Consider the following 14353-nt stretch of genomic DNA (forward strand, 5'->3'; position numbering starts at 1 on the left):
AGCCTCCTAGCAGCCTGTCGGGCTTGGCCGGTCCTAGATCAGTGCCAAGTCCGACAGGCTGCTGGGTATTTAATTCTGTTTAACAAGCCGTACAATACGTGCAGATGTTATTTAAAGCAGTAACTCATTTGCATGTATTGCTCTTTTCGCCCGCCTTGCTGAGATCAGGTCCATGTTCAACGCTTTCAAACTCGCCGTCCGCCAGGTGCCGACCCCCTTGGCCGGTCTTGCTCTGGGTATAGCCGCACTCGGCGCCTGCTGGGAACTGTACAGCCCGCACCAGGAGCAGGCCCAGCTGACGGGTGCTGTACTGGCGAGCGTCTTGCTGTTGGCGGTTCTATGCAAGTTTGTGCTCAATCCGCTATTGCTGTGGCGCGATCTGGCCCATCCCGTTGTGGGCGGCGTGGTACCCACGTTCAGCATGGCCACCATGGTTATCAGCGACGCACTACACCCTTTGATGCCGACATTTGCCGGTGGTATCTGGTTACTGGCGGTCGCACTGCACCTGACCTTTCTGCTGCTGTTCGCGCTGCACCGCATTCGGAAATTCGAGCTGCACCATATGGCGCCAAGCTGGTTTGTGCCGCCCGTAGGCATCGTCAGCGCAGCCCTGACCTGCCCGCCGGAAGCCGTTGATCTGGCACGTAACCTGATGTGGTTTGGCCTGATCAGTTACAGTCTGTTGCTGCCATTAATGCTGTACCGGCTTATTTTCGCCAAGCGCCTGCCGCGGGCGGCTCGCCCCATCCTGGCCATACTGGCGGCACCCGCCAACCTCTGTCTGGCAGGCTATATCAGCATTATTGATGAACCCTCCATTCTGCTGCTTGCGGTACTGGGCACGGTGGCCCAGCTGATGACGCTGATCATATACATGGCATTTTTTCAGCTAATGAGATTGCCCTTCAGCACCTCCCACGCCGCCTTTGCGTTTCCAGTGGTGATCAGCGCCCTGGCGATGCTGCAGCTCACTGAAGCCCTGCAGACACTGGGGGCCCCTGCAGATGTGGTTGGCCAGATAGACGTGCTGGCGACAACTCAACTCGGCCTCGCCAGCCTGATGGTGCTCTATGTATCAGGGCGCCTGCTACTGCAGTACGCCACCCACACTCGCGCTACCGAGGCCCAACCCAGCAGCACCGACTGACAGCGGCACGGCACCCAGGCCCGGCTTAATCCTGAGGGCTATCGTCGACGCCGTGATGTACCTTCATCAGGGTGTGATTGCCCCCCTCCACCAGTTCATCTCCGAACCAGGACAGGCTTTCATGCATCTTCACCACCTCGCCCACGATCACCAGCGCAGGCGCCGCCAGCTGCGCCTGGCGCTGCAGTTCGGCGATCGTATCCAGGGTGCCGGTCAGCACCTGCTGATCAGCACAGGTGCCTTTGGATATGATGGCAGCGGGTGTACTGCCCGGCTTGCCATGGGCCACCAGTTTGGCGCTCAACTCGGGCAGCGTATGCAGCCCCATGTAAAATACGATGGTCTGATTGGGGTGCACAAGTTCGGCGAAGTTGAGATCCGTGGTGCGGTTTTTAAGCTGCCCGGTGACAAACTTCACCGACTGCGCATGCTCCCTGTGCGTCAGCGGTATGCCGGCATAGGTAGCACAGGCACTGGCGGCGGTAATCCCCGGCACCACCTGAAACGGGATACCGTGGGGCTTGAGCGATTGCAGCTCCTCGGCACCACGGCCGAAGATAAACGGATCGCCGCCCTTGAGACGACAGACACGCTTACCCTGCAGGGCATACTTCACCAGCAGCTCGTTGATGCCCTCCTGGGGCACGGCGTGGTTGTCCCGCTGCTTGCCGACATAGACCATATCCGCATCACGCCGGCACAGATCCAGCACTGCCTCTGACACCAGAGCATCGTAGAGCACCACATCGGCCTGCTGCATCAGGCGCAGCGCCTTGAAGGTCAGCAGCTCCGGGTCGCCGGGTCCTGCCCCCACCAGATAAACCTCGCCCACCTGGTGTTCGGGATCACCTTCATCGAGTTTGGATTGCAGCAGCTTTTCCGCCGCCTGCATGCGCCCGGCAAAGGCCTGCTCAGCCACCTGTCCCTGCAGCACCGACTCCCAGAACTTGCGACGCTGGTTCACGCCGCCAAAGCGTGCCTTGACCTGATCGCGGAAGCGCCCCGCCAGGGCTCCGAGCTGGCTATAGCCATTGGGGATAAGAGTCTCGAGCCGAGCTCGCAACATGCGCGCCAGCACAGGTGAGGCACCGCCCGATGAAATACCGATAACGATGGGGGAACGATCCACAATGGCTGGAAAGACGAAGGTACAGAGCGCCGGGCAGTCCACCACGTTAATCGGCAAACGGCGCTGAACCGCATCGTAATGAATACGCTGGTGCAGCGCTTCGTCATCCGTCGCAGCCACCACCAGTACACAACCGTCGAGCAGAGCCGCATGATATTCGCCAATCACCTGCTGGCCGCCCTGCACCTCGACCATTTCGGCCAACTGCGTACAGATTTCCCGTGCCACCACGGTCAAACGGGCACCGGCGCGCAACAGCAGCTTGGCCTTGCGCATGGCAATCTGCCCACCACCCACCAGCAAAACCGGCTGGTCCTTTAGACGGAAAAAAAGAGGAAGGTACTCCACGATCCGAACTCCTGCTGCCTGATGACAATCTGTAGTGTATCTCAATTCGCCGCGCTCTCAGCGCACGTACTCACAAGCCTTTAGCAAGATCGCTGCCAAGGTGCCAAGCCTTGTCGCAGCGCTCTGTTGGCACCATTTCGGGGCCCGATGGACAAAGAACGCACGATTCCAGCCGATTCAGGCGCGGCCCGCGTACCGCAGCGGCTTAAGCGCCCCATAAAGGAGCGACCTATCGCACCAAAAACGAGCACCCAGCCCTACCCCGAATGCAGATACAAAAACGCCGCGGCGGTAACTCGCAGCGGCGTCTGAGCACAGTATCCGACCTTACTTGAATTTCAGTGGCGTCGCCGGGTGCAGGCCGCACTCGCGGTTGTCCGCATTTTCCCACCACCAGCGACCAGAACGTACATCCTCGCCCATGGAAATCGCACGGGTACAGGGTGCACAGCCGATGCTTGGATAGTGCTGATCGTGTAGCGCGTTATAGGGCACATCCAGCGCCCGAATATAGGCCCAGATATCCTTCTCGCTCCAGTCAGCCAGCGGATTCAGCTTCTGCAGGCCGTTACCCTGATCCCACTCGCTGAAGGCGATTTCATCACGGGTAACCGATTGTTCGCGACGCATACCGGTAATCCAGGCTTTCTGATCGGCCAGTGCACGCTTGAGCGGCTTGATTTTGCGCACGAAGCAGCAGCCCTTGCGCAGATCCTGCGACTCATAGAATGCATTAATTCCATGATCCGCCACAAAGGCTTCCACATCAGCTGCCTCCGGGTAATAGACCTTGAAGCCCACCTGCGGATACTGGACCTTGGCATCAGCCAGCAGCTTCAGAGTTTCCTCCGGCAGACGCCCGGTATCGAGCACGAAAATGCCGATGCCCGGGGCATACCTGCTGATCAGGTCAGTCAGCACCATGTCTTCAGCGCCAAGGCTGTTGGCAAAAACGATGCCATCGCTATAGTCTGCGGCCGCCTGCTTCAGCAGGCCTGCAACATGCTCAACCCGGGCATTCAGCTCGGCACTTAACTGCTCACTCATGCAAAGTATCCTCTATAAAAAACGGCTGTCGGCCATGCCGCGGAAAGTCCGACAAGCACGGCAACAGCCGTTCTGGCGACAAGATGTCTATCCCGGGGCTATTAACCTCACGGGTTAATGACCGCCCCGCTTAACCCTGACGGTAGATCGGACGCGGATCGTCAGCGCCGGCCTGGTAATGCACGCTCACTTCACCGAAGGCATTCAGCACTTCAGGCTTGAAGCGGTCTTCCGGCACGGCCAAGGCATCAAAACCGCAGCGCTGCATAAGGTCCAGACGATCACGGGTGACATCACCCACGGCCCGCAGCTGACCTGTAAAACCTGCGCGACGCACCAGGCGTGCCTGACTGAAGCCGCGACCGTCGCGGAATACCGGAAACTCGATGGCAACCAGCGCCAGCGATGACAGATCAGCCAGCAGCGGCTCAATGTTGTCATCACCATTAAACTGCACCCCCAGACCACCGCTGCGGCCATTCAGGCTGTCGCGGTTCTCCAGGTAAAGCGCCAGCGGTACAACGATATCGCCGTCCTGCGGCACCTGCTCGAGGGTCGCTTCCGCATCCAGAAACAGCCAGTTATCCTGGGCTACAACTTCGCGATTAATGAGCAGCGGCATAGACTTTCTCCTTGAACGGGGCAACACCGATACGACGCACCGTATCAATAAACAATTCACCTTCCTCGCGGGACTCAACGTAGGTCAGCAGCAGCTTTTCAAGCGTGTTGGCAACGTCATGGGCCTCTACAGAACGGCCCAGCACCTTGCCCAGAGACGCGTCTTCCTTGTCCGATCCACCGATGGTGATCTGATACCAGTCCTCACCGCCCTTGTCGACACCGAGGATGCCAATATGGCCGACGTGGTGATGACCGCAGGCATTGATGCAGCCCGACATGTTGAGGCGGATTTCACCCAGTTCGTACTGATAATCCAGATCTTCGAACTTCTGGTTGATCTGATCAGCAATTCCCAGGGTCTTGGCGTTGGCCAGGGCGCAGAAATCGCCACCCGGGCACACGATCATGTCGCTGAGCATGTTGATGTTCGGCCGCGCCATATTGTGCTCGGCCAGAACCTTCCAGAGTGCGTACAGGTCAGCGTTCTTCACATCCGCCAGAACCAGGTTCTGGGTATGGGTCACACGGATCTCACTGCCGCAGTACTGATCAGCCAGGTCGGCCACGACATCCATCTGCAGATCGGTAGCATCGCCTGCCGGTGCCAGCATGGGCTTGAGCGAAACGACCACTGCACGATAGCCGTTCACCTTGTGCACAACGGTGTTTTTCTCGTACCAGACACGGAAATCCGAATCAGCTTCGAGCTGTGCGTTCAGGCTGACATCTTCAGCCGCTGCCGCGTCATACGCAAAGGTATTGAAGAAGCCGGCCACGCGGGCGAATTCTTCAGACGTGATTTCAAGCTCAGGCTGTTCGGCCTTGATCAGCTCCCATTCGGCCTCAACCAGACGGGCGAACTCTTCAGCACCCAGTGCGTGCACCAGAATCTTGATACGCGCCTTGTACTTGTTGTCACGACGACCATTAAGGTTGTAAACGCGCAGTATCGCTTCCAGGTAAGACAGCAGATCAGCCTTGGGCAGGAAGCTGCGGATCGACTTACCGATCATGGGCGTACGGCCAAGACCGCCACCGACCAGCACTTCGAAGCCGACTTCACCGGCATCATTCTTGATCAGGTGCAGACCAATATCATGGACCTGGGATGCAGCGCGGTCTTCCGGACCACCGGTGACGGCGATCTTGAACTTGCGCGGCAGATAGGCAAACTCAGGGTGCAGCGTGGACCACTGGCGAATCAGTTCACAGAACGGCCGCGGATCTTCGATTTCGTTGGCATTCACGCCAGCGAAATGGTCCGTGGTGGTGTTACGGATACAGTTGCCGGAAGTCTGGATGGCGTGCATCTGCACCTGCGCCAGTTCCGCCAGGATATCGGGCACTTCTTCCAGCTTGGGCCAGTTGAACTGCACGTTGGTGCGGGTGGTGAAATGAGCATAGTTTTTGTCGTACGTGCGGGCTATGTGCCCAAGCTTGCGCATCTGTACGGACGACAGCAGACCGTATGGAATCGCCACACGCAGCATCGGAGCCTGACGCTGAATGTACAAGCCATTCATCAGTCGCAGCGGCAAAAACTCTTCATCTGGCAGCTCACCCGCCAGAAAACGTCGGGTCTGGTCTCGGAACTGCGCTACACGCGCATCCACCAGTCTCTGATCTACTTCTGTATATTGATACATGCTAACTACACCTTGCCTGACGGGGAGGCCCGCCACTCATCTCAAAGCCCGTGGAAAGATTCGATCAGCCTGCCAGCACAAAGCGCAGACCAATCGCGAATAGAATCGACCCCATGATCGGCTGCATCACCCGCGGCGACAGCCGGACGCCTACATGACTGCCCAGAAATACACCGGGCAGGGAACCGATCAGCAAGTATATCAGCAATGTCATATCGACATTACCCATCGAATAGTGACCGGCGCCTGCGATACTGGTCAGCACCACCGCGTGCACCAGGTCGGTACCCACGATGGCAGGCATGCTCAGACGCGGGTACAGCACAATCAGCATGGCCGTTCCCAAAGCGCCAGCACCAACAGATGACAGCGTGACCAGCGCACCCAGCAGCAGTCCCATCAGGGTGGTAACCAGAGGACGCCAGCGCCGTGCATGATGCGCCAGCGGATGGCCTTCAAGGCGCATGGCACGCTCGCGAATCTGATTGCGCAGGAACACGGCGATTGAGGTCAACACCAGCGACACACCCAGGGTCATGTTCATCAGGCTCTCGATGCTTTCCAGCGCCTCGAGCCCTTTCAGGTAATGCAACGTCAGCAGACTGCCCGGCACGCTGCCCAGCAGTAGCATCCCAACCACCTTCCAGTGCACCATCTTGCGCCGTGCATAGGACCACATGCCGCCGAACTTGGTAACCGCGGCATAAAGCAGATCGGTGCTCACGGCCACGACCGGCGCTATGCCAAAGACCACAATCAGAATCGGCGTCATCAAGGCACCACCACCGATACCGGTCAGCCCAACGATAAAACCGACTACCAAGCCTGCAAAACTGTATGCGAATTCCATGCTGCTCAACCACTTATGCAGGCGCACTGCTGCTATTAATTGCGGCCATCATACTGGCCACCACTTATAACTCTAAATACTTATTTGAAATTTTGTTATAACCAAAATACCACAAACAGCCCAATAGAACCCACCAGCCCTTTATTCCATATAGATCTAAGTGAAGTCTAATATATTCTTTTTGATTGTATGCGCAATGCTGCAATAATGCGCCGCATCATAGGTTAATAGCCGTTTGGCGCCCACAGGGCAGCAAACTGTCTACTCATTACAGGTAAGGAAGGGCTCAATCCATGAATCAGTTGCCGGAACACCGTCTGACACATTTAAGACAGCTGGAAGCCGAGAGCATCCACATCATCCGGGAAGTGGCCGCGAGCTTTGACAACCCCGTCATGCTGTACTCCGTCGGCAAGGACTCTTCCGTCATGCTGCATCTGGCGCGCAAGGCTTTCTACCCAGGCAAGCCACCCTTCCCGCTGATGCACGTGGATACCACGTGGAAGTTCCGCGAAATGATTTCCTTTCGCGACAAGATGGCGGAAAAGGCCGGCATGGATCTGATCGTGCATATCAACCCAGAGGGCGTTGAAATGGGCATCAGCCCCTTCGTGCACGGCTCCAAAACCCATACGGACGTCATGAAGACCCAGGGCCTGAAGCAGGCGCTGGACAAGTACAAGTTCGATGCGGCCTTTGGCGGCGCCCGTCGCGATGAGGAGAAATCCCGCGCCAAGGAACGCGTCTTCTCGTTCCGCGACAAGCACCACCGCTGGGACCCGAAGAACCAGCGCCCGGAGCTCTGGAATACCTTCAATACCCGTATCGACAAGGGTGAGAGCATCCGCGTCTTCCCGCTGTCCAACTGGACGGAGCTCGATATCTGGCAGTATATCTACCTCGAGCAGATCGAAATCGTACCACTGTACTACTCCGCACTGCGCCCGGTTGTCGAGCGTGACGGCATGCAGATCATGGTGGATGACGACCGTCTGCCGCTGCAGCCTGGCGAAGAGCCTGTGATGAAAAAGGTGCGTTTCCGTACCCTGGGCTGCTACCCGCTGACCGGTGCCGTTGAGTCCGAAGCAGACACCCTGCCTGAAATTATCCAGGAAATGCTGCTGACCACAACGTCCGAGCGCCAGGGCCGAGCCATTGACCACGACGGTGCCGGCTCCATGGAACAGAAGAAGATCGAAGGCTACTTCTGATCAGCCTCCAGGCCTCTGCCATTACTTGTAGATAACGCAGGTCTGGCCCGGACAAAACACCCAATACGACACCAAGACGCTGCTGCCGCGGCCCCGCCGCCGGCAGCGTCAAGCCTGGAGCTAACACATGAGTCACCAAAGCGACCTGATCGCCACTGATATTCAGCAGTATCTGTCCCAGCACGAAAACAAGGAACTGTTGCGGTTCCTGACCTGCGGCAGCGTGGACGATGGCAAGTCCACCCTTATTGGCCGCCTGCTGCACGACTCCAAGATGATCTACGAAGATCAGCTGGCCGCCATTACCGCCGACAGCAAGAAATCCGGCACCACCGGGGACGAAATCGACCTGGCACTGCTGGTTGACGGTCTGCAGGCCGAGCGCGAACAGGGCATAACCATTGATGTGGCCTACCGCTATTTTTCGACCTCCAGGCGCAAGTTCATCATCGCCGACACCCCGGGGCATGAGCAGTACACCCGCAACATGGCCACCGGCGCCTCTACCTGTGATCTGGCCATTATTCTGGTCGATGCCCGCCACGGCGTGCAGGTGCAAACCAAGCGCCACAGCTTTATCGTTTCCCTGCTGGGCATCAAGCACACCATCGTTGCCATCAACAAGATGGACCTGGTGGGCTTTAGCGAAGAGCGTTTTGAAGAAATCAAGGCAGAGTACCTGGCATTCGCCAAGGAACTGGATCTGCCCGATCTGCAGTTCATACCGCTGTCGGCTCTGAAGGGCGACAACGTGGTCACCCCATCTGAGCAGTCCCCCTGGTACAAGGGCGAGCCGCTGATGGGCCTGCTGGAGTCGGTTGAGCTTGCCAACGACGCCAACTTTGACGAGCTGCGCTTCCCGGTACAATACGTCAACCGCCCTCACCTGGATTTCCGTGGCTATTGCGGCACCCTGAGCTCCGGCATTGTGCGCCCCGGCGATGCCGTTACTGTGCTGCCGTCCGGCAAGTCGAGCCGCGTCAAATCCATCGTCACCTTCGATGGCGAACTGGCCGAGGCCTACCCGCCAATGTCCGTGACCCTGACACTGGAAGATGAGATCGACATCTCCCGCGGCGACATCCTGGTACACAGCGACAAGCTGCCCCAAGTCACCAGCCGTTTCGACGCCATGGTAGTCTGGATGGCCGAAGCCGAACTGGTGCCGGGCCGCACCTACGACGTCAAGCTCGCCACCCAGACCGTGGCCGGCAGCATCAGCCATATCCGTCACCGCATCGACGTCAACACCCACGAACAGATTCCGGCCAGCAGCCTGAGCCTGAACGAAATCGCCCGCTGTGAACTCAATATCGAGCGCTCCATCATCGCCGACGACTACCGCGATCACCGTGGCACCGGCTCCTTCATCATTGTCGATCGCCTGAGCAACGCTACCGTGGCCGCCGGCATGATTATCAATGAAGGCGACCAGGCACAGCAGGAAGACATCGACACCATCAATGTCGACTCCCGCGTCAGCCGCAGCGACAAGGAACGCCGTTACGGTCAGCGTGCCGGTATCATCAGCGTCAGCGGCGGCACCGAAGAGTCCCGCGACCAGCTGCTGTACAGCACCGAGAAGCGCCTGTTTGACGCCGGCCGCGCCGTCGCCGTACTGACGCCCCGTAATCTGCCAGCAGCTCTGCAGACCAATCTCGAGGCTACCGCCGCCGTACTGGCCGATAACGGCCTGGTGGTCCTGGTCGAAAGCGACAGCGCCCTGCCGGGCGCCCTGAGTGTCAATCTGGATGGCCAGGCTGGCGATTTGCGCCTGAACAGCGCAGCCCAGAGCCCGCAGGAACAGGTCAAGGCACTGCTGGCATTGCTCAAGGCCCACGCTCTGGCCTAACCGCCAAACGTTTGGACCGGCCGCAACGGCACCCTCGGGCCCGGCACAGACCTCTGTGACCGGGCCCGATACGTTATAAATCCGGCGGACAGGCCCCTGATGAACAGCCAATAACCGTGCCGCAACGGCCATCGACCTGAGTTGCTGCTTAATAAGACCCGTTAAAGCTGACGCAAGCCTGTACCGAGGTGGGGTCAATCCGGTAAAATTCTGCGCTCGATTTCCAGCGGACCCGGGCTATCCGCATAAACCCCGGTAGATTTTTGGCGGGTGCGCAGTGACAAGCGTGCCCCTTGAGCGGTGAAAATGCCGCGCCCCCTGCAACTTGAGCATCGCGATGACGGAATTTCTGCTTATTCTGATCAGCACAGTGCTGGTGAATAACTTTGTACTGGTGCAGTTTTTGGGCCTGTGCCCCTTCATGGGCGTTTCCAACAAACTGGAAACCGCCATGGGCATGTCCCTGGCGACCACCTTTGTACTGACGCTATCGTCCCTGTGCAGCTATCTGGTCTACACCTACCTGCTGGCACCCCTGGAGATGGCCTTCCTCAAAACCATCGCCTTCATTCTGGTGATTGCCGTAGTGGTGCAGTTCACCGAAATGGTAGTACGCAAAACGAGCCCGCTGCTGTATCGGGTGCTGGGTATCTTTCTGCCCCTGATTACCACCAACTGTGCGGTTCTGGGCGTGGCGTTGCTGAATATAAAGAAGATGAACGGCTTCATGGAATCCATCGTCTACGGCTTCGGTGCCGCTGTGGGTTTTTCCCTGGCCCTGATACTGTTTTCAGCGATTCGCGAGCGCGTCGCCGTCGCCGATGTACCGACACCCTTTCGCGGTGCGGCCATTGGCATGGTCACCGCCGGCTTGATGTCACTGGCTTTCATGGGCTTCACCGGCCTGGTGTCATTCTGAGCGGAGACTCCCCATGAGCGCAGTAATTATCGCCATCCTGGTTTTGCTCGGACTCGCCGTCGTATTCGGCATAGTGCTGGGATTCGCCTCGGTTCGCTTCAAGGTTGAAGGCAACCCCATCGTCGAGCAAATAGACGCCCTGCTGCCCCAGACCCAATGCGGCCAGTGCGGCTATCCTGGCTGTCGTCCCTATGCCGAAGCCATTGCCGGCGGCGATACCATCAACAAGTGCCCGCCCGGCGGCCAATCCACCATCGAAGCACTGGCCGACCTGCTGGACGTCGAAGTCATTCCGCTGGACGACGAACACGGCGAGGAAAAACCCCGCTCTATCGCCTATATCCGCGAAGACGAATGCATCGGCTGCACCAAGTGCATCCAGGCCTGCCCGGTCGACGCCATACTCGGCGCCGCCAAGCAGATGCATACCGTGATCATATCCGAGTGCACCGGCTGCGATCTCTGTGTTGAACCCTGCCCGGTTGACTGTATCGACATGATCCCGATTGAAACCACCCTCAGCACCTGGAAATGGCCGGCCCCCAAACCTGGCATCGAACTGATCGCCACCGACGCCGGACGCGGCAGCGCCCAGCAGGGAGGCCTCGCCTGATGGGCCATGTATTTGCCTTCCACGGCGGTGTACACCCGCCGGAAAACAAGCGCCAGTCGACCCGCACACCGATTCGCCAGGCGCCGCTGCCCGATCAGCTGATACTGCCGCTATCGCAGCACATAGGAACGCCGGCAGAACCCCTGGTCAAGGTGGGCGACAAGGTTCTCAAGGGACAGCGCATCGCAGAGCCCGTAGGCCGTATCAGCGCTGCGCTGCATGCACCGACGTCCGGCACCGTAAGTGCGATAGGTCCGCATCCGATTCCCCATGCGTCTGGCATGCAGGCCAACTGCATCGTTATCGACAGCGACGGTGAAGACCGCTGGGTCGAGCATGCAGGCCTCGCGAATTACCAAAGCCTGGGCAAGGGTCCGCTGACCGATTACATTCGCAACAGCGGCATTACCGGCATGGGCGGCGCAGGCTTTCCAACCGACGTGAAACTGCATCTGGGTGATGATCATATCGTCAACACCCTGATCATCAATGCCGCCGAATGCGAGCCCTATATCACCGCCGATGACATGCTGATGCGTGAGCGCGCCGACGATATAGTGGCCGGCATCGAAATCATCGATCACCTGCTCAAGCCCAGTCATATTCTGATCGGCATTGAGGACAACAAACCCCAGGCCATACGCGCGCTTGAAAAGGCACTGGTCGGCTGCAAGCTGAATATCGATCTGCGTGTCGTACCCACCAAGTACCCGTCCGGTGGCGAAAAACAGCTGATCAAGCTGCTAACCAATGTCGAGGTTCCCAGTGGTCGCATTCCCGCCGATGTCGGCATCGTCTGTCAGAACGTCGGCACCGCCTACGCCACCGCCCGAGCAGTGCACCAGGGCGAGCCGCTGATTTCCCGCATCGTGACCCTGACCGGCGAAGCCGTGGCCCAGCCACAGAATTTTGAAACCCTGATCGGCACCCCCTACTCGCTGCTACTGCGCGCGGCACGGGTCAGCCCGAACGACCTGTACCGCCTGGTTGTCGGCGGCCCGATGATGGGCTTTAGCGTCGATAACGATCAGATCCCGGTGATAAAGACCACCAACTGCCTTATCGCCGCCAGCCCCGACGAGATGCCAGAAGCGCCACCGGCGCAGGAATGCATCCGCTGTGGCCTGTGCGAACAGGTCTGCCCGGCCGAGTTGCTGCCCCAGCAGCTGTACTGGTTCGCCAAGGGCCGCGAGCTCGACAAGGCCAAAAACCACAACCTGTTCGACTGCATCGAATGTGGCGCCTGCTCCTATGTCTGCTCCAGCGCCATTCCCCTGGTTCAGTACTACCGTAACGCCAAGGCGGAAATCCGCAGCGACGACGCCGAGCAACGCAAGGCCGAACATGCCCGCGTGCGCTTCGAAGCACGCCAGGCACGCCTGGAAGCCGAGCAGGCCGAAAAGGAAGCGCGCCGCAAGGCCCGCGCCGAAGAAGCCGCCCGCAACCAGGCCGCACGCAAGGACAAGCCCCAGGTAGCCGCCTCCGTCGCCAGCAACGCCGCGACAACGGCGCCAGCGCCGGCGGCAGAACCCGACCTGAAACAGCTTAAAACCGCCGCCTCAGTGGCGCGCACCAAGCTCAAGCAGGCGCTGAAGGCACTCAAGCACACTGAAGACAAGGGATTTGATGGCGCTGACGCCCTGCGCACCACCATCAGCGAACTGACCTCCAAGGCCGATGCGGCCCAGCAGGCCTACGACCAGGCCCTGAATGCCGACAGTGCCGCCAGCACCGCGCCCGATGCCAAACAGCTCAAGACCAACGCCGCCGTCGCCCGCACCAAGCTCAAGCAGGCCGAAAAGGCCCTGGCGACTGCCCGCGACAATGGCAGCGATGAGATAACCGCGCTGGAATCCCGAGTGCGCGAACTCGAACTGCGGGCCAGCGATGCCCAAAAGGCTTATGACGCCGCCGACGACGCCGGCGCCCCGGGCATTGACCCGGCCAAGCTCGCCGAACTCAAGGCCGACATGGACGCCGCCAAAGCCAAGGTCGACAAGGCCCAGACCGCACTGGAAGGCGCCATCGCCTCCGGCAGCCCGGCGGCCGAGAAAATGACCGCCGGTGTCGAGAAGCTGCGCGGCAAGTACCTTGAAGCCAGGGCCGCTTTTGACGCCGCCGACCCCCCCGCCGCCGCCCAAGCCGTGAGCCCGGCCAAGCTCGCTGAACTCAAGGCCGACATGGACACAGCCAAAGCCAAGGTCGACAAGGCCCAGACCGCACTGGAAGGCGCCATCGCCTCCGGCAGCCCGGCGGCCGAGAAAATGACCGCCGGCGTCGAGAAGCTGCGCGGCAAGTACCTCGAAGCCAAAGCCGCCCATGACGCCGCCGCCAGCACTTCTGCGGTAACGCCAGCGGCGAGCCCGGCAAAGCTCGCCGAACTCCAGGCCGACATGGAGTCAGCCAAAGCCAAGGCCGACAAGGCCCAGGCCGCACTGGAAGGCGCCATCGCCTCCGGCAGCCCTGCGGTAGAGAAAATGACCGCAGGCGTTACCAAGCTGCATGGCAGGTACCTTGAAGCCAAAACCGCCTTTGACCAAGCCTGCGGTACTGCACCAAAACCAGAGCCCGCAGCCGGCACAGTTGTGGATATCAAGGCACTGAAACAGCAGTTATCCATTATGCGCACCAAGCTGAAAAAGGCCGAGAAGGCCCTGCAGGACACCGATGCAGATAGCCAAGCCAGCCTCAGTGCTGAGGTGCAGGAACTGAGTGGCCGCTTTGAGAGCGCCAAAGCCGAGCTCAACAGGGCCGAGCAGGCACGCATCGAGATGGCCGCCGCCGCCGGCGTCGATCTCAAGCAACTGCAAATCGATGCCGCCATGGCCCGCGCCCAGGTTACCAAAGCCGAGCGTGCCCTGGGCACCGCCGACAGCGCCGCCGTTGCCGATTTGGAGCAGGCTCTGCTCCAGGCCCGCAGCCACGCCGATGAATTAAGCAAAACGCTCAGCCGTTTTGAATAGG

General features: G+C 59.5%; 11 protein-coding genes. 6 read left to right on the top strand and 5 right to left on the bottom strand.

Features of this window, described 5'->3' with window-relative positions:
* The first annotated feature begins 172 nt into the window (after positions 1 to 172).
* A complete protein-coding gene (locus MPRO_RS22495) occupies positions 173 to 1150 on the top strand; it encodes a TDT family transporter (protein ID WP_067298553.1) in 978 nt (325 codons plus the stop codon).
* 25 nt (positions 1151 to 1175) lie between these two features.
* On the opposite strand, the gene cysG is transcribed toward MPRO_RS22495, so the two are convergent.
* The 5 genes from cysG to MPRO_RS22520 form a co-directional block, all read right to left on the bottom strand.
* A complete protein-coding gene (gene cysG / locus MPRO_RS22500) occupies positions 1176 to 2627 on the bottom strand; it encodes a siroheme synthase CysG (RefSeq protein WP_067298554.1) in 1452 nt (483 codons plus the stop codon).
* A 327-nt stretch (positions 2628 to 2954) separates the two neighbouring features.
* Positions 2955 to 3674, bottom strand: coding sequence for a phosphoadenylyl-sulfate reductase (locus MPRO_RS22505; RefSeq protein WP_067298555.1), 720 nt, complete (start codon positions 3672 to 3674; stop codon positions 2955 to 2957).
* 130 nt (positions 3675 to 3804) lie between these two features.
* Positions 3805 to 4296 carry a DUF934 domain-containing protein gene (locus tag MPRO_RS22510; protein WP_067298556.1) on the bottom strand — a complete coding sequence of 164 codons (492 nt, stop codon included), beginning with the start codon at positions 4294 to 4296 and terminating at the stop codon, positions 3805 to 3807.
* Positions 4280 to 5944, bottom strand: a complete 1665-nt coding sequence (locus tag MPRO_RS22515; RefSeq protein WP_067298557.1) for a nitrite/sulfite reductase — start codon at positions 5942 to 5944, stop codon at positions 4280 to 4282. The genes MPRO_RS22510 and MPRO_RS22515 overlap by 17 nt, the downstream gene beginning before the upstream one ends.
* 64 nt (positions 5945 to 6008) lie before the next feature.
* Positions 6009 to 6794: a sulfite exporter TauE/SafE family protein gene (locus MPRO_RS22520; protein WP_067298558.1), complete on the bottom strand. Its 786-nt coding sequence runs from the start codon at positions 6792 to 6794 to the stop codon at positions 6009 to 6011.
* Positions 6795 to 7087: 293 nt separating this feature from the next.
* Between MPRO_RS22520 and cysD the strand changes: the two genes are divergently transcribed.
* From cysD to rsxC, 5 genes are all read left to right on the top strand, one after another.
* Positions 7088 to 8005 (top strand): sulfate adenylyltransferase subunit CysD, encoded by a 918-nt coding sequence (gene cysD, locus MPRO_RS22525; protein WP_067298559.1) that lies wholly within the window; start codon positions 7088 to 7090, stop codon positions 8003 to 8005.
* Positions 8006 to 8132: 127 nt separating this feature from the next.
* Complete coding sequence (gene cysN / locus MPRO_RS22530) at positions 8133 to 9857, top strand: sulfate adenylyltransferase subunit CysN (RefSeq protein WP_067298560.1); 1725 nt, start codon at positions 8133 to 8135, stop codon at positions 9855 to 9857.
* Between the two features lie 337 nt (positions 9858 to 10194).
* Positions 10195 to 10776, top strand: coding sequence for an electron transport complex subunit RsxA (rsxA, locus tag MPRO_RS22535; RefSeq protein WP_067298561.1), 582 nt, complete (start codon positions 10195 to 10197; stop codon positions 10774 to 10776).
* Between the two features lie 13 nt (positions 10777 to 10789).
* The gene (rsxB, locus tag MPRO_RS22540; protein WP_067298562.1) at positions 10790 to 11389 is read left to right on the top strand and encodes an electron transport complex subunit RsxB; all 600 of its coding nucleotides are present in this window, start codon (positions 10790 to 10792) and stop codon (positions 11387 to 11389) included.
* Positions 11389 to 14352, top strand: coding sequence for an electron transport complex subunit RsxC (gene rsxC, locus MPRO_RS22545; protein ID WP_067298563.1), 2964 nt, complete (start codon positions 11389 to 11391; stop codon positions 14350 to 14352). Before rsxB ends, rsxC begins: the two co-directional genes overlap by 1 nt.
* Position 14353: the final 1 nt, after the last annotated feature.

Origin of the sequence: Marinobacterium profundum (assembly GCF_001528745.1) — a bacterium.
In the GTDB taxonomy this organism is placed as follows: Bacteria; Pseudomonadota; Gammaproteobacteria; order Pseudomonadales; family Balneatricaceae; genus Marinobacterium_A; species Marinobacterium_A profundum.